The 24100-nt window shown below is 67.6% G+C and carries 28 protein-coding genes; 21 read left to right on the top strand and 7 right to left on the bottom strand.

Going from position 1 to position 24100, the window contains the following annotated elements; translation table 11 throughout:
* Window positions 1-18: 18 nt before the first annotated feature.
* From ACGFH9_RS29425 to ACGFH9_RS29435, 3 genes are read right to left on the bottom strand one after another with little or no spacing between them, the layout of a single operon-like run.
* Window positions 19-702, bottom strand: coding sequence for a GPP34 family phosphoprotein (locus ACGFH9_RS29425; protein ID WP_393225667.1), 684 nt, complete (start codon window positions 700-702; stop codon window positions 19-21).
* A 12-nt stretch (window positions 703-714) separates the two neighbouring features.
* A complete protein-coding gene (locus tag ACGFH9_RS29430) occupies window positions 715-1728 on the bottom strand; it encodes an acetamidase/formamidase family protein (RefSeq protein WP_393225669.1) in 1014 nt (337 codons plus the stop codon).
* Window positions 1725-3131, bottom strand: a complete 1407-nt coding sequence (locus ACGFH9_RS29435) for an APC family permease (protein ID WP_393225672.1) — start codon at window positions 3129-3131, stop codon at window positions 1725-1727. The genes ACGFH9_RS29430 and ACGFH9_RS29435 overlap by 4 nt, the downstream gene beginning before the upstream one ends.
* Before the next feature lie 322 nt (window positions 3132-3453).
* Between ACGFH9_RS29435 and ACGFH9_RS29440 the strand changes: the two genes are divergently transcribed.
* Both ACGFH9_RS29440 and ACGFH9_RS29445 read left to right on the top strand, forming a co-directional pair.
* Entirely contained in the window at window positions 3454-4791 is a 1338-nt protein-coding gene (locus ACGFH9_RS29440; RefSeq protein ID WP_393225675.1) for a hypothetical protein, read from the top strand.
* Window positions 4792-4825: 34 nt separating this feature from the next.
* On the top strand, window positions 4826-5701 hold the full coding sequence (locus ACGFH9_RS29445; protein WP_393225678.1) for a DMT family transporter: 876 nt from the start codon (window positions 4826-4828) through the stop codon (window positions 5699-5701).
* A 198-nt stretch (window positions 5702-5899) separates the two neighbouring features.
* Here the strand turns inward: ACGFH9_RS29445 and ACGFH9_RS29450 are convergent, their stop codons facing one another.
* Both ACGFH9_RS29450 and ACGFH9_RS29455 read right to left on the bottom strand, forming a co-directional pair.
* Window positions 5900-6595, bottom strand: a complete 696-nt coding sequence (locus ACGFH9_RS29450; protein ID WP_393225681.1) for a RibD family protein — start codon at window positions 6593-6595, stop codon at window positions 5900-5902.
* Entirely contained in the window at window positions 6588-7493 is a 906-nt protein-coding gene (locus ACGFH9_RS29455; RefSeq protein ID WP_393225684.1) for a hypothetical protein, read from the bottom strand. The genes ACGFH9_RS29450 and ACGFH9_RS29455 overlap by 8 nt, the downstream gene beginning before the upstream one ends.
* A 225-nt stretch (window positions 7494-7718) precedes the next feature.
* Here ACGFH9_RS29455 and ACGFH9_RS29460 point away from each other — a divergent pair, with 225 nt between their 5' ends.
* The 14 genes from ACGFH9_RS29460 (at window position 7719) to ACGFH9_RS29525 (ending at window position 19575) form a co-directional block, all read left to right on the top strand.
* Window positions 7719-8723 (top strand): NAD-dependent epimerase/dehydratase family protein, encoded by a 1005-nt coding sequence (locus ACGFH9_RS29460; protein ID WP_393225687.1) that lies wholly within the window; start codon window positions 7719-7721, stop codon window positions 8721-8723.
* Complete coding sequence (locus ACGFH9_RS29465; protein ID WP_393225690.1) at window positions 8720-9721, top strand: hypothetical protein; 1002 nt, start codon at window positions 8720-8722, stop codon at window positions 9719-9721. Before ACGFH9_RS29460 ends, ACGFH9_RS29465 begins: the two co-directional genes overlap by 4 nt.
* The gene (locus tag ACGFH9_RS29470) at window positions 9718-10659 is read left to right on the top strand and encodes a glycosyltransferase family 2 protein (RefSeq protein WP_393225693.1); all 942 of its coding nucleotides are present in this window, start codon (window positions 9718-9720) and stop codon (window positions 10657-10659) included. Before ACGFH9_RS29465 ends, ACGFH9_RS29470 begins: the two co-directional genes overlap by 4 nt.
* On the top strand, window positions 10640-11542 hold the full coding sequence (locus ACGFH9_RS29475; RefSeq protein WP_393225695.1) for a phosphotransferase family protein: 903 nt from the start codon (window positions 10640-10642) through the stop codon (window positions 11540-11542). The genes ACGFH9_RS29470 and ACGFH9_RS29475 overlap by 20 nt, the downstream gene beginning before the upstream one ends.
* Window positions 11539-12666, top strand: a complete 1128-nt coding sequence (locus ACGFH9_RS29480; RefSeq protein ID WP_393225698.1) for a glycosyltransferase family 4 protein — start codon at window positions 11539-11541, stop codon at window positions 12664-12666. Before ACGFH9_RS29475 ends, ACGFH9_RS29480 begins: the two co-directional genes overlap by 4 nt.
* 3 nt (window positions 12667-12669) lie before the next feature.
* Window positions 12670-13782 carry a glycosyltransferase family 4 protein gene (locus ACGFH9_RS29485; RefSeq protein ID WP_393225701.1) on the top strand — a complete coding sequence of 371 codons (1113 nt, stop codon included), beginning with the start codon at window positions 12670-12672 and terminating at the stop codon, window positions 13780-13782.
* Window positions 13783-13799: 17 nt separating this feature from the next.
* The gene (locus tag ACGFH9_RS29490; RefSeq protein WP_393225704.1) at window positions 13800-14624 is read left to right on the top strand and encodes a histidine phosphatase family protein; all 825 of its coding nucleotides are present in this window, start codon (window positions 13800-13802) and stop codon (window positions 14622-14624) included.
* Window positions 14621-15811 (top strand): NUDIX domain-containing protein, encoded by a 1191-nt coding sequence (locus tag ACGFH9_RS29495; RefSeq protein WP_393225707.1) that lies wholly within the window; start codon window positions 14621-14623, stop codon window positions 15809-15811. Before ACGFH9_RS29490 ends, ACGFH9_RS29495 begins: the two co-directional genes overlap by 4 nt.
* Window positions 15812-15947: 136 nt before the next feature.
* A complete protein-coding gene (locus tag ACGFH9_RS29500; RefSeq protein WP_393225710.1) occupies window positions 15948-16196 on the top strand; it encodes a hypothetical protein in 249 nt (82 codons plus the stop codon).
* Window positions 16197-16271: 75 nt separating this feature from the next.
* Entirely contained in the window at window positions 16272-17330 is a 1059-nt protein-coding gene (trpS, locus tag ACGFH9_RS29505) for a tryptophan--tRNA ligase (protein WP_393225713.1), read from the top strand.
* Between the two features lie 95 nt (window positions 17331-17425).
* Window positions 17426-17953, top strand: coding sequence for a DUF6244 family protein (locus ACGFH9_RS29510; protein WP_393225716.1), 528 nt, complete (start codon window positions 17426-17428; stop codon window positions 17951-17953).
* A 206-nt stretch (window positions 17954-18159) separates the two neighbouring features.
* Window positions 18160-18546, top strand: coding sequence for a hypothetical protein (locus ACGFH9_RS29515; RefSeq protein ID WP_393225745.1), 387 nt, complete (start codon window positions 18160-18162; stop codon window positions 18544-18546).
* A 15-nt stretch (window positions 18547-18561) separates the two neighbouring features.
* Complete coding sequence (locus tag ACGFH9_RS29520) at window positions 18562-19014, top strand: SitI3 family protein (protein WP_393225719.1); 453 nt, start codon at window positions 18562-18564, stop codon at window positions 19012-19014.
* 90 nt (window positions 19015-19104) lie between these two features.
* Window positions 19105-19575 (top strand): NUDIX hydrolase, encoded by a 471-nt coding sequence (locus tag ACGFH9_RS29525; protein WP_393225722.1) that lies wholly within the window; start codon window positions 19105-19107, stop codon window positions 19573-19575.
* On the opposite strand, the gene ACGFH9_RS29530 is transcribed toward ACGFH9_RS29525, so the two are convergent.
* Window positions 19544-20104, bottom strand: a complete 561-nt coding sequence (locus tag ACGFH9_RS29530) for a hypothetical protein (protein WP_393225725.1) — start codon at window positions 20102-20104, stop codon at window positions 19544-19546. The two genes, ACGFH9_RS29525 and ACGFH9_RS29530, sit on opposite strands and share 32 nt — an antisense overlap.
* Window positions 20105-20283: 179 nt before the next feature.
* Between ACGFH9_RS29530 and ACGFH9_RS29535 the strand changes: the two genes are divergently transcribed.
* Window positions 20284-20568: a GNAT family N-acetyltransferase gene (locus tag ACGFH9_RS29535; RefSeq protein WP_393225728.1), complete on the top strand. Its 285-nt coding sequence runs from the start codon at window positions 20284-20286 to the stop codon at window positions 20566-20568.
* Window positions 20569-20801: 233 nt separating this feature from the next.
* Window positions 20802-21236 (top strand): NUDIX domain-containing protein, encoded by a 435-nt coding sequence (locus tag ACGFH9_RS29540; protein ID WP_393225730.1) that lies wholly within the window; start codon window positions 20802-20804, stop codon window positions 21234-21236.
* Window positions 21237-21392: 156 nt separating this feature from the next.
* On the opposite strand, the gene ACGFH9_RS29545 is transcribed toward ACGFH9_RS29540, so the two are convergent.
* A complete protein-coding gene (locus ACGFH9_RS29545) occupies window positions 21393-22247 on the bottom strand; it encodes a hypothetical protein (RefSeq protein ID WP_393225733.1) in 855 nt (284 codons plus the stop codon).
* Between the two features lie 245 nt (window positions 22248-22492).
* Between ACGFH9_RS29545 and ACGFH9_RS29550 the strand changes: the two genes are divergently transcribed.
* From ACGFH9_RS29550 to ACGFH9_RS29560, 3 genes are all read left to right on the top strand, one after another.
* Window positions 22493-23020, top strand: a complete 528-nt coding sequence (locus ACGFH9_RS29550; RefSeq protein ID WP_393225736.1) for a DUF6244 family protein — start codon at window positions 22493-22495, stop codon at window positions 23018-23020.
* Between the two features lie 209 nt (window positions 23021-23229).
* On the top strand, window positions 23230-23616 hold the full coding sequence (locus ACGFH9_RS29555; RefSeq protein ID WP_393225748.1) for a hypothetical protein: 387 nt from the start codon (window positions 23230-23232) through the stop codon (window positions 23614-23616).
* A gap of 13 nt (window positions 23617-23629) precedes the next feature.
* Complete coding sequence (locus ACGFH9_RS29560; protein WP_393225739.1) at window positions 23630-24079, top strand: SitI3 family protein; 450 nt, start codon at window positions 23630-23632, stop codon at window positions 24077-24079.
* Window positions 24080-24100 lie beyond the last annotated feature (21 nt).

Below are 24100 nucleotides of genomic sequence, written 5' to 3' on the forward strand. Positions count from 1 at the left end.
CGGGAGTCTGTGGTGGGGTCAGCGGTAGGCGGCGGTGGCGAGGTCACCGACGGCCGCGTCCACGGCGGCGGTGACGTCGCGTACGGGCCGGTAGTGCTGCTCGGCGATCGCCCGCAGCTGGGCAGTGACGGCGGCGGTGTCGTCGAGGTACAGGTGGGTGGCCAGGCCGAGGACGGCGACGAGACCGGCGAGGGCGGCCGTGTGGTTGTCCGGCGGTTCGCGTCCGGCGGCGAGATATCGCAGCCGGGACCTGGCCACGACCGCCCATTTGCTGTCGGTGGCGAGGTAGACCTCGGTGCGGGCGAGCCCGCCGAGGCGGCGTCGGCTGGTGCGGTGCAGGATCCCGCCGGCGTGCAGGCCGGCGCGGGTGCGTTCGTACAGGTCCTCGGCGAACCATGACAGCCATCCCCGCAGCGTCGGGGCGGGATTGGCGTAGCGGACAGAGGCGATGGCAGTGTCGGCGACCAGGTCACCGACGGGCCGATCGAAGCGGAGCCGGATCCGCTGGTCGCCGGCCGGGCGGCTGTCGCCCCTTGGGTCGTCGAGGGCGATCCGTCCGGCCAGGAACAGGTCGGTCAGGACCGCGCCGGCCATGCCGAGGGCGAGGGCCTGGCGGTGGATGTGAGGTTGACCTGTGTCGTCGTTGTGGCCGAGCAGAAACAAATCGTCCCGCAACGGCAGCTGAGGAATCGACGCGGTCATCGCACCGGCCGCCTATCCCCGCCCAGCCGCGCGCTGCCGCAACCGGGCGTGCACCCCGTTGTAGGCGGCGGCCGGGCTCGGTAGCAGCGCCTTGTCGACGGCGGCAAGGACGGTGTAGTTGGGGTCGCACACGTTGCCGATCGGCGCTCGCCCCGCCTGCGACACCAGCTGGTAGGCGTCCAGGATTTCCAGACCAGTGAGGTCGCTCGTCCAGCCGACCAGGTCGCGGTGGGCGATCCGGTAGGCGTCCTCCAACGGCCGGGCGCAGCCGACCGACATAACCTCCCGGTCGGTCTCCAGCCGGGGCGACGCCGTTGCGGTGCCCTTGATGACCTCGATGGCCAGGGTGGTGGTCGTGGCGATCTCCACCCCGACGCCGCAGGCCTCGCCCTCGCCCTGGCGGGCGTGCCCATCGCCGAGGGCGAGCATCGCCCCGTGCACGTTCACCCCCAGGTAGAGAGTGGCACCGGCGCGCAGTTCCGGGGTGTCCAGGTTCCCGCCGTGCATGTCGGGGACGATCGTGGATCGGGCCTCGAACCCACCCGGGGCGACACCGATGGTGCCGATCATCGGGTCCAGGGGGAGGTCGACGGTGTGGTCGCTGCCGGTGGCGTGGAAGCGGACCGTGCCGGCCTGCCGGTCGATGTCGTACACCCACACCCGCTCCTCAAGTGGCGGCTGCAGGGTGGCGGTGTGGGACGTGGAGGTCAGTGCCCCGAAGTGCGGGAACGTCGAGGACACACCCCAGTCCCGAGCGGGGACGATCGAGGCGAGGTGGATCGCGAGGGTGTCGCCGGGTTCGGCGTCCTCGACGAAGAACGGCCCGGACACCGGGTTCAGGTACGGCATCCGGCACACCCGCGACGGCAGGTCCGCCGGCCCCCGCACGAGACCACCGAAGCAGTCCTCGGTGTGCACCTGCAGGATGTCGCCGGAGCGGACGTGGGCCACCGGCATCCGCCCACCGAAGGTATAGGCGAGCTCGTCGCGGGCGGGCCGGTAGGTGGTCGTGTCCATGGCGGTCACACCCGTTCCACGTGGCGGGCCTGCGGCTGCGCGGGCGCCAGACCCGACAGGGCGGGCCGGCGGCCGGACAGGTACAGGCCGGCGAGAACGACCATGCCGAGGGCGAGCCAGGCCAGGCCGAGGCGCTGCGCGGCGATGTTGGCGTTGACCACCACGTAGGCGAGGATCGCGAACCCGATCCCGGGCATGACCAGGTGTGCCCACCAGTTGCCGCTGCGTGTACGGATGAGGTGGTGCACGACCACGGAGACGTGCAGGACGAGGAAGGCGACCATCGCCCCGAAGTTGATCAGCGACGACAGCAGCGTGATCCCGTCGGCGCGGGTCGCCATGTAGAGGCCGAGTACCAGGGACACGGCGCCGGTGAGCAGAGTGGCGTTGATCGGCACGTTGCGGCGGATCGACACCTTCGCCAGAAACGCCGGGAGTTGCCGATCGCGGGCCATCGCGTACAGCAGGCGTGAGGTGGCGACCTGCGCGACCATCGAATTCGGCAGGCCCCACGCGATCGCGGTCGCGACCGCGCATAACGTCGCCAACCAACCCCCACCGGCTACGGCGGCGGCATCGTAGAAGGTGGTCCCATTCGGGTCGCCCTCCGCGAGGAGGGTGCCGGGGTTCGGGACGAGCATCGCGGCCAGCCAGGTCTGGGCGATGAACAGCACCCCGGCCAGGATGAGAACGGCGGCCATGGCACGGCCGATCTGCCGGGAACCGCCCTTGGTTTCCTCGGCCAGCATGCTGATGCCGTCGAAGCCGAGGAAGGACAGCACCGCGATCGACACCGCCCCGGCCACGAGGGACCAGGTGAACGTGTCGGAGTTGTAGAAGGCGTCCCAACTGAACCGGCCCCTGCCCGAGGCAAGAGCCCAACCGGCGACCGCGAGGAAGACCGCCAGGACGACCAGCTCGCCGACGAGCATCACCCGGGTGACCATCGCGGTCATTCGGATGCCGACCGAGTTGACGACCGTGTTGACCGCGACGAACCCGAGCAGCCACAACCACACCGGCACCGCGGGCACGGTGGAGTGCATCGCCACCGACGCCACCAGGTACAGCAGACCCGGCACGAGAACGTAGTCGAGCAGGATCACCCAGCCGGCCAGGAAACCGACCGGCGCGCTGATGCCCCGGCCGGCGTAGTTGTAGACGCTGCCCGACATCGGGAACGCCTTCACCATCTGCGCGTACGAGAACGCGGTGAACACCAACGCCACCACACCCACCGCGTACGCCAAGGCCACCATCCCGCCGGAGCCGGCGTACACGCTGCCGAAGATCGCCATCGGCGCGATCGGCACCATATAGACGAGGCCGTACGCGACCAGGTCCCGGAACCGCAACCGCCGGGCCAACTCCTGCCGGTAGCCGTAGCGGGCTAACTCGTCTTGCTCATACATCAGCGAGCCTCTCTTCCCCCATCGATTGATCGGGCGCAGCGCCAGATGGTGGGCGCCCACCGGCTTGAGTGCGACGCCATCAGCGCCCGCGCCGCCGGCCGGTCTGGATCGCGTGCTGCCAGGCAATGCCCCCGTGAGCAGGAGATCCGTGTCGTGATCGAGGGTCGCGTCCGCAGCGGGAAAGATCGACCCCGATTGGTGGGGATCACTAATTCACCGGGACTCCACGGATCACGGGGAGTACTCGGGTGGATGGCTTCCGTCACAGCGATGGTGATCGCTAACGTGCTACCCACGACGGCCCGGAGGCGGAGGCGGGGGAATGGCGAGGAGCGCGCGTAGCTACCAGCAGGAGGCCGACGAGCTTCGCGCCAGCGGCTGCACGTACCGGCAGATCGCCTCGCACTGGCGGAAGCGGTACCATTTCAACCCGCGGGTGGCCTTCCGCCTCGCGCACGGCCTGACGCAGGCCGACGTGGCGCGGCGCTGGAACGAGCAGTGGCCCGACGCGGACGCGCCGAAGACCGCCAAACAGATCTCGTACTGGGAGATCTGGCCGGGCCCAGCGGGCCGGGCACCATCGTTGGACACGCTGAACAAGCTGGCGTTTCTCTACCGTTGCGCGGCCGGCGACCTGCTCGGCGGCGAGGACCACAGCCACCTCGACACAGCGGCCCTGCGCGCGAGCGAACCGGAGCCGCACCCGGGTCGGTCAACCGGCGAGCGCAGCACCGGCGTTCCGCTGCCCGCCGGCACGGTCCTGACCCGGGTCACCGATCGGATCGTCGAGGACTTCGAGATCCTGACCGACACCTACCGACATCTCGACTACCGGGAGGGCTCAGGCCGGGTGAGCGCGGATCTCGGCGCTCACCTGCACCGCATGCTGGAGGTCAGCAACCGCACCACCGACACCAGCACCCATCACCGGCTACTGCGCGCCGCAGGCGACGCCGCCCAGCTCGCGGCTTGGCTCGCCATCGACGCTCAGCGCTACCAACAGGCACATGGCTTCTGCCGGCTCACGATCTCGCTCGCCGAAAAGGCGAACGACCGAGCCCTGCACTCGTATGGTCTCGGTGTTCTCAGCCAGATCCACCTGCACCGCGGTGACGGCCGTACCGCCCTCAGCCTGCTGGGCACCGCCCGTGATGTCGGCGGGCAGGGCATGCCGGCCGCCGTCAACTCCTGGCTGAGTGAGGCAATCGGTGAGGCGTACGGCCTCCTTGACGAGCCTCGCAGGGGAATGACCGCCCTGGCCGAGGCTGAGCGGATCTTCGACGGCGTCAGCGCGGCCAACACGCCCGCCTGGCTGAGCTTCTTCAACGCCGACTGCCACGCCGCCCGACTCAAGGGTCGATGCCTGACCCGGCTCAGCCGCCCCACCGAGGCGACCCGCTCGCTCTACGAAGCGTTGACCCTGCTGCCCGCTGACTTCGTACGGGAGCGCTCCGGCACCTTTATCGACCTCGCGGTCGCGTACACGCAGATGAACCAGATCGAGCAGGCCTGCCACGCCGCCACCCAGGCCGACGTCCTCGCGCGCCGGACTGGATCCGAACGCAACCGCAAGCGCCTACGGCAGCTCCTGGTCGACTTGCTGCCCTGGACCGGCCTCGACTGCGTGCAGAGCCTCTACCGGCAGGTGCTGATTAACTAGAGCCCGTGCGTACGTCGACCCGCTCCGACCCGCTGTGACCCGCCGCTCCTGGATCGAACTGGTCATCCTGTCCGCCCTGTGGGGCGCGGTGTACCCGCTCATCACCGTCGCTCTGCGGGATTTCTCGCCAGCGCTCGTCGTCCTTGGCCGAGTGCTACTCGCCGCGCTTCTGCTGCTTCCCCTCGCGATACGCCGGGACGCGCTTCGGCTCGTTTGGGGCAACCCTCGGGCGATCATCGAGACGGTGCTGGTGCAGTCCACAGCACCGCTGCTGCTACTCACCTACGGCCAGCAGTACGTGTCGGCGAGCGTCGCCGGCATCCTCGTCGGTGCGCAGCCACTGTTCGTCGCGCTCCTCGCCCTCCGCTTCGCACCCGACGAGCGCCCGCAAGGCTGGAAGGGCCTGACCGGGGTGCTCCTCGGCCTGGTCGGCCTGGTCTTGCTCTTCGGCGTCGACCTGCGTGGAGGTCGGCTGGCGCTGCTCGGCGGCGCGCTCATCCTCGTCGCGGCGGTCTGCTATGCCGCAGGCGCGATGCTGATACATCGCAGGTACGCCGAGGCTCCGCCCCTCGGTGTCGCCACCTCCGCCATGCTCGTCACCACCGTGGCCGTGGCCGTGCCCGCCTCGGCGACGGTTCCAACCAGATTGCCCGGCTTGGAAGCGACAGCGGCCCTGCTCGTGCTCGGGATCGCCTGCACGGGCGCGACACTCGCGCTCTTCTACAAGCTCATCACCCAGATCGGACCTGCCCGCGCCGCGCTCGCCTTCTATCTCTCACCCGCCTTCGCCGTCGCCTTCGGCGTGGCCTTCCTACGCGAGCAGATCAGCATGGCTGCGATCCTCGGGCTCGCGGCGATCATTGTCGGGTCCGTACTCGCCGCCCACCGCAGCGAGCCGACGCCTCCGTGATGCCCGTTCAGACCCGGGCTGCTGGACAGCGCCACGCCTGCAGCCGTCTGGCCGACGGCCGCTCCACCCGCCCGCCCATACTCGCCTACGCCCTCGACCCAACACGTCGGTCCGGCGATTGACAAGCGCGGGAAGCTGCCCGGCTCTGACGTAATCAGCCGGAGTCAACGGCGGCGAGACGCACTCGACGGATGGCACTCAGCCGATCGACGCGAAGCGGTCGGAGAGGGCGTAGCGATGGAACACGACGTCTCCGACCTGTCGTACCTCGGCAAGGCGGGCCCGGCTTGTTGATGTCCATGAGAATGACCCCGGGTTCACGAACCGAGGAGCGTCGGCCTCGCCAACGAAGAAGGGCGCCACGACAAGGTGCAGCTCGTCGGCGAGATCGGCCGCCAGCAGTGCGGTATGCACGCTGCTGCCGCCTTCGACCAGGAGCCGACCGATGCCGCGCTCGGCGAGGTCGGCCAATACGCGCGGGAATGAGAGCGGGTCGCCGCCGTCAACGACCGTCGCCACGGATCCGAGGTTGTGTCGCTGTTTGTCGATCGCGCTGGTCTCGCAGTACACGATCTTTTCGATGTCGCCGTTGGTGAAGAACGCCGCGGTGGGATCGAGGTCGCCCCCGCGGCTCACCGTGACCTTGACCGGCGTGGCCGGAATTCCGGCGGCGGTGCGGGCTTCGCGGCGGGCTTCGGACCGCACCATGAGCCGGGGGTTGTCTCGGCGGATGGTGTTGGCTCCGACGAGGATCGCGTCGCAGGCGGCCCGCACCGCGTCGACCCGGTCGAGGTCCTGCTCGTTGGAGAGGATGAGTCGCGTGGGGCCGGCCGTGTCGATGTAGCCGTCGAGGGACATGGCGCACTTGAGCAGGACGTACGGTCGGTCACTCACGGATGTCACTCCTACGGTCTGTGGCGATGATCCGCTCGACGAGGTCTATGAACTCGTCAGCGATGGCGCATGAGTCCAGCGAGTCGAATAGGTCCTGCGTGATCCACTCGCGCAATCGTAGATTGATCCGCATCCGGTCGAGCGCGCTGCGGGCCGCTCCGCCCGTGGCGCCGTAAGGGATGATCTTCTTTTCCATGGAGATGGCAAGGTCTATCTCGTCCAGCGTGCCCTGGCCGCCACCGAACACGAGGACGTAGTCGGCGTTGCGGACGACGTTCGGATGGCCGAAGACGCCGACCGCCGCACCGAGGCTGGGTGGGCGGTAGTGATTGGCGATGTAGGTCATGATCTCGATGCCGACGCCTCGCGGTCCATGGTCGACGTCGAAGTGGCGGTTCATGAGCCATCGGCTCACGGCGATGATGCAGTCTTCGATTGCCTTGTCGTCCGCGTCTGGTGATCGGCTTCCGCAGATCGAGATGCGAAGTGGTTGTTCGGATCGCGTGGGCCGGAACCACCCGGTTGTCACCGCGGCCTTGTCGCCAATCGGGGTACCGCGCTGCTTCGGTGCGGTGAACGCGGAGATGGCCACATCGACCGGGGCGAGGCCGAGCATCACGCGGGATTCGTCGGGCATGAGGAGCCCATCGGCGACGCGGGCGAGCACGTCGATGTCAGTAACGCGCGGGCCACGCGTTCCTCGAATGAAGTTCGATACGTCGGACCGGTCGTGGCTGGTCAGGAGCGCGAGTTGGGTCTGGGTGCAGTCCGGGTGTGCTTCGAGATAGATCTTGAATAGGGTCCCGATCTCACGACGGGCCAGCGCGAGCCGCACGTCATCGCGCCGCCAGAACAGGAGCGAGACGCCGGTGACGTCGAACGTCTTGCGCCGAGCCACCCCGCCCCCCACTGGTCGTCGATCTGCGATGACCAGAGGGTAGTGGATGTCGATGGAAGTTCGCGTGACCTGGTCCCACCGATTTGTTGTTCGAGGCCCGTGGACTCAGACCACGGGTCGCGTCAATTTCCTGATGTTGTCGACAAGCCCAAACTCCAAACGTGGCCGACCAACCGGACCTACCGGGGGCGAGGTGACGCGAACCGAAGGAGTTGAGGAGGGCGCATGGTTGATCCCGTTCTGCGGCTTGGCGCAGGTGGTGGGCTGAACGAGTCGACGATCGTCGTGACCGGTGGCGCCGGCTTTATCGGCAGCCACGTGGTCGCCCGGTTGCTCGCTGAGGGCGCGAGCGTCAAGGTCATCGACGACCTTTCGACGGGCCGGCTCGACAACCTGCACAACAGCCTCGGCGCCGGCCTAACCGATGGGGACATTCGGATCTGTGACGTGCGGTCGGCCGAGGCCGCCGACGCTATACGGCTGTGGCTGCCGGAGATCGTCGTCCATCTCGCCGCGCAGTCGAACCTGCCAGCCTCGACACGGTCGCCGCTCGTTGATGCGGACATCAACATCCGCGGAACGGTGAACGTCCTGGATGCGTGCGCAGCGGCAGGGACAGGGCTCGTCGTGTACGCAGCCACCAGCGCGATCTACGGCACGGTGGACGGCGGTGCCCTGCCTGTTGGGGAGACCGCGCCGATGGCGCCGACCAGTCCGTACGGGCTGAGCAAGGCGACGGCACTGAAGTACCTCGACTGGTATCGAGATCATCGAAGCGTCGACTACACGGCGCTCGTACTGGGCAACGTCTACGGGCCACGCCAAGTTGGCCCGTCGTGCGGCGTCGTCGGCCTGATGGCGCAGGCCGCGGTGGCGGGCGCGGACTTGGCAATCTTTGGCGACGGCCACCAAACGCGAGACTTCGTGTTCGTCGCCGACGTTGCCGAGGCGGTGACCGCCGCCTGCACCACCGGCGGCCTCGGGTTGATCAACATCGCCTCGGGCGTCGAGACAACCGTCGGTGAGATCGCTGGGTGGGTCGCTCAGGCAGCCGGCACCGGAACTCCACGGCATGCCGATCCGCTGCCAGGTGAGGTGCGGCGCATGGCGCTGGACATCTCGCGGGCGAGGGACCTGCTCGGCTGGCACCCGACGACCCCGCTCGCGGAAGGCGTCCGGATCACCGTCCGGGCCGCGCGGCGGCGCGATTCGATCAAGGAGGCATCGTGAGGTACACGCGTCGATTCGCGGTCGGGCCGGTCGAGGTGCGGGTGACCTCGAATGAAAAATCGGTCCTCGACTATCTTGGCGAGTTCTACACCGTGACCAGCGCCGCCTGGCCGGGCCACGTCTGGACGGTCGACGCTCAGGTTGGCTTGCCAGAACCCGATGCGAGCACCAACCAGTGGGGCGTCTCCTGGCGGATAGACCGCTCTGACCACAAGGTCCATCTGCGTGCCGAAGCCGCCGAGAGTCTCTCGATCACTGCCCGGAAGTGTGTACGGGAAGTCCTGGTCGACCACTGCGAGCAGCGGCGGTACACGATGTTGCACGCCTCCGCGGTCGTTGATGATGCCCTCAGGATCGTTGTTGTCGGCAACAAGGGAAGCGGCAAGACCACCCTCGCTCTGAAGGCCGCTCTCCGGCACGGGATGCGGTATGTGTCCAACGACCACCTGATCATGTACGGGCCTGATGCCTCGGGCACCCTCACGTTGACATCGCTTCCCACGCTGATTCCGCTCAAAATCGGCACGTATCTGGACCTCGAAGGCGCATTGCCGGAGCCGTGGGATCGTGACGGGCTCGACGTCGATGCATATCGTGCGTCACCGAGATCCGAGGTCTATCCGCTCGATCGGCGCGTGCTCTACACGTACCGCCGTCTGGGTCACGACAACCCGATCACGGTAGACCTCGGCCCCGGCTGCTCCCCGGCTACGACGTTGATCGTTTTGGCGAGCTACTCGCCGGGCGACGCTGGCGAACCCGAACCCGTCGCGGATCCCGTAACGGAGCTTTTCGCTCACGTGCGTACCGATTGGATGTTCGATCCGACGCTCAACCAGCGGTACCTTCCGCGGGCCGAGCGCGGCCGGGATGAGTACCTCGCTGACGCCCGCCGCATCGTCACCGCCCTGGCCGAGCGGTCGACAGTCGTTCGCTGGACTCACCGCGGTGATCCGGCCCCGATCCTGGAGTTCGCCGCCAATCGGAGACTGGCATGAAACCCCTCGTCACCGTCGTAATCCCCACATACAACCGACCCGGCCCGCTGCGGCATGCCCTGGCCAGCGTCGCCGCCCAGCGCGCCGTACCCGGCTCCGTCGAGGTAGTCGTCATCAATGACGGCGGATGCGACGTGAGCACGGTCGCGAACGCAGCCCGCGAGCAGGGCCTCGTCGTCCGCCTCATCGATCTGGACCGGAACGGTGGTCTTCCTGCAGCGCGCAACGTCGGCATTCAGGTCGCACGAGGTGATTACCTCGCCTTCCTCGACGACGACGACATCTTCCTGCCCAGCCACCTCGGTACAGCCCTCGCAGCGCTGAGCACGGGGGGTGCCGACCTCGCGTACACGGTGTGCGTCGTCCAGGAAGCGCGCGTCGACCCCACGAACCCGCCGGCATTCAGCACCCCCACGACATTCTCGTTCGATCTGGACCTGCTGTCGGTGGCCAACTTCATGCCGGTCCATACCGCAGTGCTTCGGCGCCCACCGGAGTCGGCCCGGTTCGACCCTGACCTTCCCGCGCTTGAGGACTGGGACATGTGGCTGCGTCTGGCCCGCGAGCATCGTTACCGGTTCGTGCACGTCCCGGAGCCCACCGTCGTCTACCACCGCATCGCGAGCGAGGCCAGCATGGTCGGCGCGACCGTCGGCGATGGGCATGCCCTCGCCCACTTCGGGACCCTCACCGAACAGATGTGGTGTCGCTGGCCGGCCCGCACGCCCAAGGCGCAGCACTTCCGGCTGTACATCGCCGTCATGTACTGGCACTCGTTGGCGAGCCTGGCGGCCGGTCATGCGCTCAGCGACCAGTACTTTCAACGCTGCGTCGCAGAGATCGCCGCGGTCTGGCACGGGGAGCGCTCCGAGACCGGCCTTCGCCAGCGGATCATCGACTCGATTAAGGAGACCGCCGATGTCGCACACGCCGCCTGATCTGCCTGGCTCAGCAGCCACGATCGGGCTGACCATCGACACGGTGCTACGGCGCACGGACAAGACCCTGCTGGCGCGAGGCTCGTTCCGCGGCGAACCGGCAGCGGTGAAATATCTGATCGACCCAGATCCGTTCTGGGCGGCCAGGTGGCGGCACGAACTGGACGTGTACGAGGTCTTCGGTGACACCACCCCGCCGGTCCGCGTTCCTCGGCTGCTCCATACCGACCGTGACCGGCTGCTGGTCCTGGAATGGGTCGACGCATCGCCCCTCGCGGTCGAACGCTACCCCCAGCGAGAGCTCGATACCCGGGAGGTCGATGCCGTCCTGGACTGCATCACCACGTTGAACGAGTGGACCTACCCCGCCGCCCGGCTCTCGCCGACCTTCGACTACTCCGAGCGCGTGGCTCGGTACCAGGCCAAGGGATACCTCACTGAGGGCCAGCGAGAGGCTCTGGACAGTCTGCTGGCCCGCTGCGACGTGCCGGCACAGCTCAATCACGGCGACCCGCTGGCCAGCAACATCCTTCTCAATGCCGGCCGGCCCGACGGCGATGACGAGGCCGAGACCACCGCGGTGCTGGTCGACTGGGAGTTCACCGGGCTGTTCCTTCCTGGCTTCGACCTTGCGATGCTCCACACCCAGGTCGGCGCGAGTACGCCAGTGATCCGCGAGCGTATCGAGGCGATCGTGAGTGAGACGGGCATCGAGGCCGCATTCGCGCTCAACCTCGCTGTGGTCCTGACCCGCGAGCTGCGCCTGCACCACGAACTGCCCGAGGACGACCCGGCCCGGACGCGGTGTCTGCCGATCATCGAGGCCGCCTGGACCTCGGTCAGTACCCGCCTACAACGGCTCGCCGCGGCGAGGTCAGCATGATCCACGTAGCCCTGGTCCACCGGGACCTCCACGAAGTGAGCCGCGGCGGCATCTGCACCCTCTACCGCTCCCTGGCCCGGCAGCTGGCCGAACTGGGCGCATCGGTAACCATGATCACGCAGGAGTCACCCCATCCTTTGCAGGCGAAGGATGTCACCGTCGTCTCGCTTCCCCGTACCGAAGACCTGGTTCAGCACCGCGATGCCGTCGCCGACGCCCTCGACGCGGTCAGGCCCGATGTCGTCGACTGTTCCACCTGGGAGGCGGAGACCCTGCGGTATCTCGCCAGACCTTGCGAGGACCGGGCCCCCGTCCTCGTACGCGGCGAGTTCAGCGCCGCCCGCCTCGGCGCCGGCGACCTCGCTCGCGACGAACACCAACTCGTCCAGGCCGCCGACCAGGTGATCGCCGTCAGCCAGTACGCGGCGCGGGATCTCGCGACGGAGTACGGCATTCCTCTGCCACTCGCGGTGGCCAACGGAGTCGACCGCGAACGATTCCATCCTGGGAGGCCAACCACACCCGCCAGCGGCTTCCACATCGACCTCCGGGCCGACGGCCACATCGCAGGCCGCAGACCGATACCCGACCTCCTCGCGGCCGGAGAGAAAGTTTCGCCGTGGTCGCCCGATCCGGCAGGACGCCTCCGGCTCGTCTGGGTCGGGAAGATCACGCCGATGAAGGGCTGGGACGTGCTCGAGACCACCGCGACCCGGCTTCGGGACATTGCCTCCATCTCCGTGCTGCTCGGCCACTCACCAACGTTCGCGCCGGTCACCTCAGCCAGCAGTGAACTCACCGTCCTCCAAGATCTGGACGACACCGACCTTCCGGGCCTTTACCGCGCGGCGGACTGGCTGCTATCCACGTCGCGCTGGGAAGGCTTCGGCCTCGCCATCGCCGAAGCGCTCGCCTGTGGCACCCCGGTCCTGCTGCCAGAGCACCTCGGCACCGCGCCCGAGCTGCTCGCCGCCAGTGGCGGTTACACATACCGCGACCTCGATCACCTCGAGGACATCCTGACCCAGGCCGAACGCCCGGCCGGCCGCCTTCCCGACCACTTCGACTGGGCAGCCAACGCGGCCGAAAGCCTTCGGCTCTACCGAGCGCTCGTCGGCAGGTGAGCCGTGCGAATCCTGCTGATCGGCCCACACCACACCGGCGGAAGCATCCCGCCCTACCTCGACGTCTTCACCGCCGCGCTGCGATTCCTCGGCGTGCAGGTCGACCGCCTCGGATCGTCGGGCGTGCCCTACGACAAGGAGCAGGACCGATTCTGGACGGTCGAGCGCGTCCGCCAGGAGGCCGAGGGCATGCTCGCCGACGTCGACGTGAACGCCTACGATCTGCTCTCTGTCCACTTCGGGAACCTCGACGTCGAACAACTGCTACCTCAGTTGTGGCCGGCCCGCCGACCTCCGGCCGTCTACCACCTACACAGCCTCGACTGGACCCTGTTCACCGACCACGTCCCCGAGCCGGACCTGCGCGAGGCGGTGAACAGGGGAGTCGCCGGGATGGACGCCTTCGTATGCTTCGGCGCCTACGGAGCCGAGCGCCTCGAGACCCTCGCCGGGCCCGACGCACCACGCCTTGTCTCCTGGCTGCCAACCACCATCCCATCGGGCACCTCGCCGAGATACCCGAAGGATCTTGCCGCAGCCCTGGAACCCTCGGACCCCCGGCCGCTTGGCAGCCTCTACGGCTACGCAGCCCCCTGGAAAGACACCGAGAACCTCATCGCCGCATGTAAGCGGACGAAAGAACCCGGCCGCATGATCGTAGCCGGCCCGCTTTGGAACGACCCATCACAGGCAGGACTGGATCTCGCCGCCGAGGTCAAGGGCACCACGCACGGATCAACACAGCTGCGTATCGTGCCGACGTACCTCGACGCCGCCGCCCGGTTGGCGCTCGTCACGGCGACGGACTTCGGAATCTTCCCCTACCGCGGCCAGCCGACCTTCCAGGGCAGCGGTGCCATCGCCGACTACCTCGCCCACGGTGTGCCCGTCCTCGCAACGGACGTTGTCAACATGGCCGAACTGATCGGCGACGCCGGAATGGTCATGGAGCCCGCGAATCCCCACTCGTTGGCCGACGCGATCGATCGCTTGATCCACGATGTGCAACACCGCAAGACCCTGGCCAGCGCTGCCCGGTGCCACGCCCGCCGCTTCAGCGCCGTCCACCACGCCGCCCAGTGCCTTCGGTTCTACGACACCCTCATCAGACGCTGAGAACGGGACCAGCGAACATGACACTTCCCGCTGAACTGATCATCGCCCGCCATGGCGAGGCCCACTGCAACCGCGAACAGATCGTCGGAGGCCCGCAAGGGTGTCGCGGACTCACCGACCGCGGCCGACGCCAGATCGAACGACTAGCCCAACGACTCGGTCAAGAGCACCACGAGCGCCCAATTCACGCCATCTACACCACGCCGCTGCGCCGAGCCCAGGAAAGCGCCGCGATCATCGGCGCGTACCTCAGCTTGGACGCCGAGACCGTCGCAGACCTCGCCGAGCAGGACTACGGTACCGCCGACGGCCGGCCGTGGACCGACGTCGTCGCCGAGTACGGGGACATCCCTGCTCTCGATGCGGACCGTCCGCTCGCAGCCGGCGGCGAAACCTGGCGGGACTACCTGCATCGGTCCAGCGTCGCCATCGGTGAGATCACGGCCCTGCATGTAGGTGAGCGTGTCCTCATCGTCGGCCACGGCGAAACCATCGATGCCGCCTTCCACCACTTCCTGGCCGTGCCCATCGCCGGTCGGGCCACCGCGGCTGTCGCGGCGTACCACGCGAGCGTCACGACCTGGGTGCAGCAACCGCTCTCCTGGACCCGACCCTCCGCTGGTTGGCGATGGACCTTGACCAGTCACAACGACACCCGGCACCTGTTCGCAGATGCAGAGATGACCGAAGTTAGCGGGCCTGTCTGCAGTGCCACGCGTCGACCTGAAGTCGGGCGACCGATCATCGGGTCGCCGACGCTGCCGACATCATCACCTTCCAGGGCTCGTCTCCGCGACGCGTTCCAGGCCCCGCAGACATCCTCAGGAGGCGTCCAGCCATGACTCGTCGATCTGCCTCCGCCGGTGCCGTTGTCGTGACCGACGACCTCAGCTCTCCACGAATCCTGCTCCTCGATCAGGTCCGCAAGACCGGTGAACGACAGACCGTCGCCCCGAAAGGCCGGCTGGAGCCGGGCGAGGCGCCACTTCAGGCAGCCAGGAGGGAGGTAGCCGAGGAGGCTGGCCTCACCAGTACACGCTACAGCGCGTATCTCGGGCGGGAGGCCTACACGTTCACCGACAACGACGGCATGCCAGCGGCAAAGGTCGTCGACTGGTTCCTCTTCACGACATCCACCACCGTCACGACGCCGGCCCGGGAGGAAGGCTTCGTCCGGGCCCGCTGGATCGAGGCTTCCGCGGCCCGGCAGGCCGCCAGCCACCCCCAGTTCCAGCAGGTGCTGGATCGCGCCGTTGCCGTCATCACCTGGCGTGCCGCTCATCCTCTGCCGTTCAGTCGGAAGCTCAGTTATCTGGTCGACCAGGTGGCGGCAGAGGCCGAGGCCGTCATCGCCGGGCATCCGGATGCCGGGGTGGGCATGTGCGGATCCGCCGCGCGGGGAGACTTCGTGGAGGGCTGGAGCGGTGTTGACTTGATCGCATGGAACCTGCCCCCCACGTCGGCCGCTGCCACGTCGCTGCACGAGATCGTCAGTGAAGCGGCCCGACGCCACGGTTCTCGCGCGCAACTGCACCTCGCCGACAGCCACGGGGGCGATGCTGGTCGCCTCGGTCCGCTCTACGACATGAAGATGCGGATGGTGCTGCGCCGCGTAGGGCTCGACACCGCCGTGATCGCAGGTGCCGCCCCTACCCTCGCCACCGCTCCAGAACAAGCCGACCTCGCTGATGACCTTGCCTTACTGCATGAGTTCGCCGTCGCCCGTCTGGCCGAGAGACGTCGCGCAGAATCGGAACGCGAGGATGCCGCACGCCGGGTGTTGTCTGTCCTGTCGAGTGCGGGTCGGCTGCTCGTCGCAAGCCGAGCGCCAGAGGTTGGCCTGTGGCTTCCTGACGTGGTCGAGGCTCTGCGCGGCGGGTCCGACGACGAGTTTAAATCGCTCCTGCGCCACTACGACGACTACCGCCGGACAGGCGCAACCGACATCGAGCAGGCCGAGCGGCTTGCCGCCCGCGTACCAAGTGCGCTCGTGGCCGCGAGAAGCATGATCGAAAAGTCGCCATCGTGATGATCATCTTCGCTGACTTTCGACCAGGAACCACGGTCCGCTGTTCTCCCTCCGTGACATCTCGACCGGCTTTCGGGAGCGCCTCGACGATCAAGACGGAACGATGCTGATCACCGGAGAGGTCTACGGTGAGTCCATGGCACACCCGTTCCCGCTGACGCCGCGGCTCGTTCAGGAGCGCGACGACACGGTGGTGCGCCGGTCGCCGTTCAAGGCGCACGTCACATTCGGTGCCAGGGCTGACCACACCCATCCGGCCGTGAGGTGTCCTCGCACCGATCTCGGGCATCGGCGTGGCCAGGTCCTCGCTCTGCTCCGGGCCTGCGGGCTGCGGTTCCGTGACGGCTCACGATGGCGACTTCCGGCGATGATCCAGCTCTTCTGACCGACGTGGCGACCATCGCCCCCCGTCGGTACGCGACCTTCGTCGACCCGTCACGCTGTGAAAGGCCCCATCGTCATGACCGCTCAGCGGATGCTCACCGGTGACCGCCCCACCGGGAAACTGCACCTTGGCCACTACGTCGGCAGCATCGCCAACCGGGTGAAGCTGCACCGGAGGTACGAGAGCTTCTTCATTATCGCCGACCTGCACATGCTGACCACCAAGAACACCGGCGACGACATCGCGAGGGCGACCCAGAACGCGCGGGACATGGTGATCGACTCCCTCGCCGCCGGGATCGACCCGGACGCCGCCACCTTCTACCTCCAGTCGGCGATCCAGGAGGTCGGGGACCTCAACACCCTCTTCCAGAATCTGGTCACTGTGCCGCGCCTGGAGCGGGTGCCCTCGCTCAAGGACATGGCCCGTGACGCCGGGAAGGAGGAGATGCCGTACGGCCTGCTTGGTTACCCGGTGTTGCAGGCCGCCGACATCCTCTGCGTCAAGGCCCACGTGGTGCCCGTCGGTAAGGACAATGCCGCGCACGTCGAGGTCACCAGGGAGATTGCCCGCCGTTTCAACCACCTCTACGGCGAGGTCTTCCCCGTCCCCGAGCTGGTCAGTGCCGAGACGTCCACCCTGGTCGGCACCGACGGCCGGGCCAAGATGAGCAAGAGCCTGGGCAACGCCATCGCCCTCTCCGACGAGTCGGCCGAGGTGCGTCGCAAGGTCATGGGCATGTACACCGACCCGAACCGGATCCGCGCGGACGTGCCCGGCACGGTTGAAGGCAACCCGGTGTTTCAGTACCACGACGTGTTCAACCCCAACCGGGCCGAGGTTGACGACCTCAAGGGCCGCTACCGCGAGGGCAAGGTCGGCGACGTCGAGGTCAAGGAGAAGCTCGCCACCGCGCTGAACGCGTTCCTCGACCCCATGCGCGAACGACGCGCCCGCTACGAGACCGACAAGGGCCTGGTGGACGAGCTGATCGTGGCGGGCACGGAACGTACCCGTCGCGTGGTGCAGCAGACGGTGTTCGAGGCCCGCAAGGCGATGGGCCTCACCGGCGTCTACACCCAACTCCGCCGTAAGGCCGAACGGTCCCGCAAACCCGCGGCCACCACGGCGTAGACAAGGTCCAACGACGACCACAGGCTGGCCACGACACGATCGCACCACGGGTAAGTGATCAAGCAACATCGTCGCCGATTGGAGACCCGCTCCACGTGTCGAGCATCGAGAAGGTTGACGCCGAACTGCGTGCCCTGACAGCCGGCGTCGACAGAGCTCGCGGCCTCACCGCCGCAGCCGGCACCCAGGCGCAGGAGGTCGGAGTTCGTGCCGCGGGCGCTGGCTTCGCCGCAGTGGCTGCCGGCATGGTCCGAGTCAGCAGCGCGATCGGTGAAATTCAGGCTGGTCTGGGCCGCCTCTCCGCGTCGATCGGGCAGGCGGCGCAGGCCACCGCGGCGGTGCCCCGCCAAGGCACACCGCAGGAGACGATCTCCGGGCTCGCGCCGGTGCAGAGCGCGGTCGACGGCGCCCGCGACGCGGCGACCGCAGTGATCAGTCAGGTCGGCGAGGCGCAACAACTCGTCACGGCCGTCCTACTCGGTGGGCAGCCGGGACCCCTGTTGCAGGCCCTGGACGGCGTCAAGCAGGCCATGGTGCTCATCGTTCAGCGTACCGGCACCGCCCGGCAGTTCGTCGACGCGGCAGCAGCCGAAGCACGACAGCTGGGATCAGCGGGAAACTGACGGGGGCTGGCGGACTCTCCCCGGCCAGCCCTTCCCCCGACACCCACGGCAGTACAACCGCAACCACACCCGCCAGGGAGGACCCCGACCTTCTCGGGTCGGCCTTCACCCGCTGGAGGAGGCCGCCCACAGGCGTTCCCGGCGGTTCACCAACCGGACCACAGACCAGGATCCCACCGCGCGAGGACGACGCGGTACGGCGTTCACTGGAGTTGGAGAACGAGTGCGCCGACACCCTCGCTCACGACGGCTACCGCGTGCACCAGAACCCGACGCGGCGGGAGATCGCTGACGCGCGCCAGAGCACCGGCGACGTGGGCAAGCCCGACAAGGAACCCGACTACCTCATCGAGGGCCACGTCTTCGACTGCTACGCGCCCACCCCCGGCAAGGCGGTACGCGGGGTGTGGACGGAGGTGTCGCAGAAGGTGGCGAGACAGCAGACCCAACGGGTGGTGCTGAACCTGCAGGACTGGCGCGGCGACATCACCGCCCTGCAGAAGCAGTTCGACCACTGGCCGGTCCCGCAGCTCAAGGAACTGGCAGCGGTAACCCGAAGTGGTGCGATCATTCAGATCGTCCGACGAGACTGAGAAGGCAGGCAGCACGTGGGCATCGAGTACCGACTGACCCTGGCCGGCGACATCCCCCTGGAAGACCTCGCTCCCCTCGTCGCCCCGCACGACGTCGAGGAGTCGACACAGCCCAACTACCCCCGGCTCCTCAGCGCCGACCTCAGAGAGGAACTCGGTTATACGGTCACCATCTACGCGGGCAGCAACGGCTACTTCGACGCCGAAGACGACGACGGCACCCAATGGGAATGGGAACCCGACACGTACACCAACATCGCCTTCGACCTGCGCAAGAACGACCCACCCGAGAACGTGGTCCCCACCATGGTGTCAGCCGTCAGCCGTGTTCTCGCCAGCCGGCAGGAGGATGCCGCACTCGTGCTCAACGGCAACTGGCTCCTCCTGACACGAGACGCGGGAGAACTACGCGAACACCGGCCCTCATGGTGGGACGCGTACGGCGTTCGGAAGATGATTGTGCGGTAAGTCGGTCCACGACGGACACCACCCGTCGGCTGTAGGCGGAGCTCACTAGGTATAGATACGCTGGTAGCCGCATTCGACGGGAGATGACGGATGGCGCGCCGTGACTACTTCAACGACCCCAGTGCGCCAGTTGCCAACAGCGTGGTGCCGTCGGTTGTGGCGGCAGTGCGTAACCAACGCGGTGAGCTGTTGATGATCCAACGCACCGACAACAACCTGTGGGCGCTACCCGGCGGTGGCCACGACATCGGCGAGTCGATCTCCGACACGGTGGTGCGGGAGGTGCGCGAGGAGACCGGCATCGAGGTGGAGGTCATCGGCCTGGTCGGGATTTACAGCAACCCCCACCACGTGATGGCCTACGACGATGGTGAAGTACGCCAGCAGTTCTCGATCTGCTTCACGGCCCGACCCGTCGGCGGGGAACTGACGACCTCCAGCGAGTCGCGTCAGGTCCGCTGGGTGAACCCCGCCCAGCTCAACCACTTGGACATCCACCCCTCGATGCGGCTGCGTATCGACCACGCCCTCAACGAACGGGCAACGCCGTACATCGGTTGAGCAAGGAGGGGCGTGTCCCCTTCATGACGCAGAAAACCCCGTGCCCATGGCCCGTGGCGACGGTTAGGTTGCGCAGATGAGCGCAACCTCGGTAGCCGCGCCGCGCCTGCAGTTCTGCACGACCCCGACCGAGTTCCTCGCGGTAGCTGGCGACCATCTGGCCGCCGACCCGGTAGTCAGCACGGCCGTGACCACCGTCGCGCACCGGCTGCTGGCGCAGCAATCCGATGGAATCGCGCAGCCCGACCGCAATTGGTGGTTGGTGGTTAGGGGTGTATCCGGCACGGTCGTCGGTGCCGGTATGCGAGCAGCGCCGTTCGCACCCTATCCGCCGTTCCTGCTGCCGATGCCCGACGAGGCAGCCGTGGCCTTGGCCTACGCTCTGCACGAGCGCGGGGAGGAGGTCCTTGCGGTCAACGGGGCCGTTCCTGCCGTTGCGCTGTGCGCCGCCGAGTTGACCCGGCTCGGCGGGGGCAGGGTCCAGGTCAACCAGCACACGCGGCTGCACGAGCTCGGCGAGCTGGCTCATCCGGCGGCAGTGCCTGGCAGCCTGGAGCTAGCGGTCGAGAAGGACGTCGAGCTGGTCATGAAGTGGTTCGGCGAGTTCGTGGGCGACGCTGACGAACAGGCGGGCCGCCGACGCGGTACCAGCGCACATGAGCTGCCCGACCGTGCGGAATTGCTGCGCCGGCTGCGGGCCGGGCATCTGTGGTTCTGGGTCGAGGGGACTGGAGAGCGAGTGCACCTAACCGGTGCCAACCCCCCATCGTTCGGGGTCGCGCGCATCGGCCCGGTGTACACGCCACCAGCCCAGCCCAGCGCGGGCGTGGATGGGCCAGCAACGCGGTTGCCGAGGTTTCCCGGCGGATCCAGGCCGACGGTGCGCGGGTGTGCCTGAACACCGATCAAGCAAACCCGACCTCGAACAAAATCTACGCCGCGCTTGGCTACCGGCCGGTGGTAGACATGGCCAACCTCGTCATCGTCCGCTGACGGGAATGGCGCCCACGGCGATGTCATGGTCGACCAATGCCCGCCCCGCACCGTTGGCGGGATAGGCGATATTCATCGCCGATGGACTCGTGGCCTGCGCGCCTGGTGTATCCATAGGAGTCCAATAGCCTGTCCATGAGTTACACCCTGTTGCCGATTGTCGGGAGCCGTGCGGCTAGGGCGCAATTTCCGCGGGCTGCCCTTGTTTTGCTAATGCCAATACGGGAGATCCTATGGTGGCGAAGGTCGTGGTGGATAAGGTTCTCTGCTACGTGGTGCGAGAGGGGCGGTTGCTCGTCTTCCGTCACACCGACTACAGCTATGAGCAGGTGGGCGTCGAGGTGCCCGGCGGCACCGTTCGTGTAGGTGAGGCGCCGGAGGACGCAGCGCTGCGCGAGGCCCGCGAGGAGACCGGGCTGATGGGCTTTCGCGTTGTCCGCAAGCTGGGGGAGGTTGAGTACGACATCACACCGCTCCGGTTCGAGATTCAGTACCGTCACGTCTTTCAGTTGGAACTCGTAGGGCCGGCGCCCGAGCGGTGGGCTAGTCAGGAAGACCACGACGGTACCCAGGAACCCACCCACCTCGAGTGTTTCTGGATACCGTTGAAGGCTGCGCATATCCTGCAGGCTGGCCAGGGTGCTCTCCTGGCCAAACTTTTTTCGTGATCGGGTGTACATCGCGAGGTGGCAATGCGCGGCTATGGGACCGAAGTGCGCCAGCGGCATTGCCTGATCATTGGCAATGCCGTCATACCAATATCCCGCCATGCGTTGTGAGGCGACCGCGAGACCCGGGTGCGGATGCAGGCCGGTCGGAACGTTCTACACCCCTGAAGCAAGATGCGGCGGTGGCTCGACTGGCAACTCCGGTAGCTGGTGTTCACCTCGGAGCAGCGCCCCGAGCCGCGGGCACTGGACCAGCATCGCGCTCAGATCCCGCTCCTCCGCGACGGCCGCGATGAGGCGGAGCGCATCGGTGGCCAGACCGAGTGCGCCGACTTCCACGACCGTGCTGGCCTCCCCTGCCAGAACCGGGTCCATCAGCCGGGTCCACTCCGGCAGCAGGACCCAGGACGCGTACAGGTGATCGTCGAGCCAGGCGACGGGCCGAGCCGCGAAGAACTCCCTCCGGTCGGTGGGAACCTCGACGAACACCGGCGTCGAGTAGACCGGATCAACCTGGGCGGCGGCCAGCAGAAGCGGGTCCTGCACCAGGGTGGCGTCCACGAGCTGCGCGAACGACGGCGTCCAAACAACCATGTGGCCATTCGTGGTGCCATCGGCATGGACGACCGGCGGTCGTTTCCACACGCCGACCTCGGACACCTCGGTAAACGTGTCGTTCACCCGGTACAGCGAGGCGTACGCGGCGACCGCCTCGGCCTCGAAGCCAAGGTGCCGCAGCGCCCCACTGACCTGATGACTCGTCGGGACACAGGTGCCCACCGGCATGCCGCTCTGCGCCTGGTGTAGAACGGCTAGGACCGCGAGCAGCGGCACCATCTCCACCGGCGCGTCGACGAGCGGTCCGAACATTGGGCTGTACTCAAATTTCGGCATCAGCGCCGTCTCGTCCGGGCGGTGAGGGCGCCGGCTGCCGGGCACGCGGGTGGGCGGGATCATCCGGCGGATCGGCTCCCGCCGCTGCCGGCGGCCACTGCGCTTGCGATTACCCACCGATCCTCCCGACGCGAACACCCGCACCGCCGTTCCGTCGATGCTGACACGTCGACAGCCGGACACGACAGCCACAGACCCCACCCCACGAGTTGGAATCTGGACCGGAAGCCGCTCGTGCGACTACTCGCATCGCGGTGGCTGTGCGGTGCCGACCGCCTCGCCGATGTCTGGTGGCCTCACAAGGAGCCCGGTAGGTTCAGCTGTCCAGCACTTTCGCTCTCATCGATTGGGGTGCCGGCCACGTGTCGCAGATCGAGACGATCACCGGTGAACTCCGCGCGTTGATGACCGGGGTCGAACGCGCGCAGGGGTTGGCAGCCGCCGCGGACAGTCAGGCGCAGGAGGTGGCGTTGCGGGCCGCGGGTGCGGGCTTCGTCGCCGTGGCGGCGGGTGTGGCGCGGGTGCGTAACGCGATCACGGGCATCCAGGGCGGCCTGGGAAGTCTTGCCGGTTCGATCGGTGAGGCGACGAAGGCGACCGCGGCGGTGCCGAACGAGGCCACCCCGCAGGAGACGATCGCCGGGTTGGCGCCCGTGCTGAGCGCGGTGGACGCTGCTCGTGAGGCGGCGGCCGGGGTCATCACCGGAGTCGGTGAGGCGCAGCAACTCGTCGCCGTGGTCCTGCAGGGCGGGCAGCCTGGGCCGCTGTTGCAGGCGTTGGAGGCCATCAAGCAGGTCCTGGTGCTGGTCGTTGCGCGCACCGGCGGGGCCCGGCAGGCCGTCGAAGGGGCGATCGCGCAGGCCCGGCAGTTGGGGTCGTCGGGAAACTGACGGGGGCTGGCGGTCATCCACCGGCCAGCCCCGCCCCTGCTACCACCGGCAGCCCATCCCCGACGACCCCCACCCTGGGCGGAACTGTCTCTACGGATACTGACGCGTCAAACCCGTGGACCAGGCGTCCCACCGGCGTCGTCGGCGGGTCGCCTACCGGACGTCGAACCCGGATTTCCGCGAACGAGAAGCCGCGGGAGCGGCGTGCCCTGGAGTTGGAGAACGAGTGTGCCGACAGGGTCGCCGGCAAGGGGTACCGGGTTCACCAGAACCCCACGAGGCAGGAGGTCGCGGACGCGCGACTCGAAACCGGGGATTCTGGGAGGCCGGAAAAGGCACCCGACTTCCTCATCGAGGGGCATGTCTTCGACTGCTACGCGCCCACTGCTCCTGTGCCGGCCCGCGCCGTCTGGAGCGCGGTGTCCAGGAAGGTCGACGCGGAGCAGACCCAACGCGTGATGTTGAACCTCCACGACTGGCGGGGCGACGTCGCCGCCCTGCGCAAGCAGTTCGACGACTGGCCCGTAGCAGGGTTGAAGGAACTGGCGGCGGTAACGCGCGACGGTGCGATTATTCAGATCATCCGGCGAGACTGATGAAGGGGTGCAGATGGCTGTCGAGTACCGGTTGACGCTGGCGGGCGACATTCCACTGGAGCAGGTGGCGGAACTTGCTGCTCCCGGAGCGGTCGAGACGTCCACGGCGTCCGGCGGCAGGATGCTCAGCGCCGACCTGAACGACGATTGCGGGTACGTCGTGGACATCACTGGCGGAAGGCACGGCTACTGTAGTGCCGAGGACGACGGTGGCGCTCTGTGGGAATGGGAGCCGGAGACCTACGTCGACGTCAGCTTCTACATGCGCAAGGACACTCTGGTCGACACGGGCAAGGCCCACATGCTGGCGACCGTGGCCAGGATCCTCACCGGCAGGGCCGAGGACGCCGCCCTGACCCTCAACGGCGACGTACTTCTGCTGACGCGCATCGCGGGGACCATCCAGAAGCACAACACCGACGGCTGGTACGACGAAGACTACGACAGGATTCTTCACCTCTGACGGGCATGCGTCCCCGGCTGG

This window comes from Micromonospora sp. NPDC049102 (assembly GCF_043197485.1).
Lineage (GTDB): Bacteria > Actinomycetota > Actinomycetes > Mycobacteriales > Micromonosporaceae > Micromonospora.

Bases quoted from the DNA above. Each gene is read 5' to 3' on its own strand.
- ACGFH9_RS29425 (WP_393225667.1), bottom strand. From the start codon at position 702: ATGACCGCGTCGATTCCTCAGCTGCCGTTGCGGGACGATTTGTTTCTG.
- ACGFH9_RS29435 (WP_393225672.1), bottom strand. From the start codon at position 3,131: ATGTATGAGCAAGACGAGTTAGCCCGCTACGGCTACCGGCAGGAGTTG.
- ACGFH9_RS29440 (WP_393225675.1), top strand. From the start codon at position 3,454: ATGGCGAGGAGCGCGCGTAGCTACCAGCAGGAGGCCGACGAGCTTCGC.
- ACGFH9_RS29460 (WP_393225687.1), top strand. From the start codon at position 7,719: ATGGTTGATCCCGTTCTGCGGCTTGGCGCAGGTGGTGGGCTGAACGAG.
- ACGFH9_RS29470 (WP_393225693.1), top strand. From the start codon at position 9,718: ATGAAACCCCTCGTCACCGTCGTAATCCCCACATACAACCGACCCGGC.
- ACGFH9_RS29475 (WP_393225695.1), top strand. From the start codon at position 10,640: ATGTCGCACACGCCGCCTGATCTGCCTGGCTCAGCAGCCACGATCGGG.
- ACGFH9_RS29480 (WP_393225698.1), top strand. From the start codon at position 11,539: ATGATCCACGTAGCCCTGGTCCACCGGGACCTCCACGAAGTGAGCCGC.
- ACGFH9_RS29490 (WP_393225704.1), top strand. From the start codon at position 13,800: ATGACACTTCCCGCTGAACTGATCATCGCCCGCCATGGCGAGGCCCAC.
- ACGFH9_RS29495 (WP_393225707.1), top strand. From the start codon at position 14,621: ATGACTCGTCGATCTGCCTCCGCCGGTGCCGTTGTCGTGACCGACGAC.
- ACGFH9_RS29500 (WP_393225710.1), top strand. From the start codon at position 15,948: ATGGCACACCCGTTCCCGCTGACGCCGCGGCTCGTTCAGGAGCGCGAC.
- trpS (WP_393225713.1), top strand. From the start codon at position 16,272: ATGACCGCTCAGCGGATGCTCACCGGTGACCGCCCCACCGGGAAACTG.
- ACGFH9_RS29525 (WP_393225722.1), top strand. From the start codon at position 19,105: ATGGCGCGCCGTGACTACTTCAACGACCCCAGTGCGCCAGTTGCCAAC.
- ACGFH9_RS29530 (WP_393225725.1), bottom strand. From the start codon at position 20,104: ATGAGCCAGCTCGCCGAGCTCGTGCAGCCGCGTGTGCTGGTTGACCTG.
- ACGFH9_RS29540 (WP_393225730.1), top strand. From the start codon at position 20,802: ATGGTGGCGAAGGTCGTGGTGGATAAGGTTCTCTGCTACGTGGTGCGA.
- ACGFH9_RS29560 (WP_393225739.1), top strand. From the start codon at position 23,630: ATGGCTGTCGAGTACCGGTTGACGCTGGCGGGCGACATTCCACTGGAG.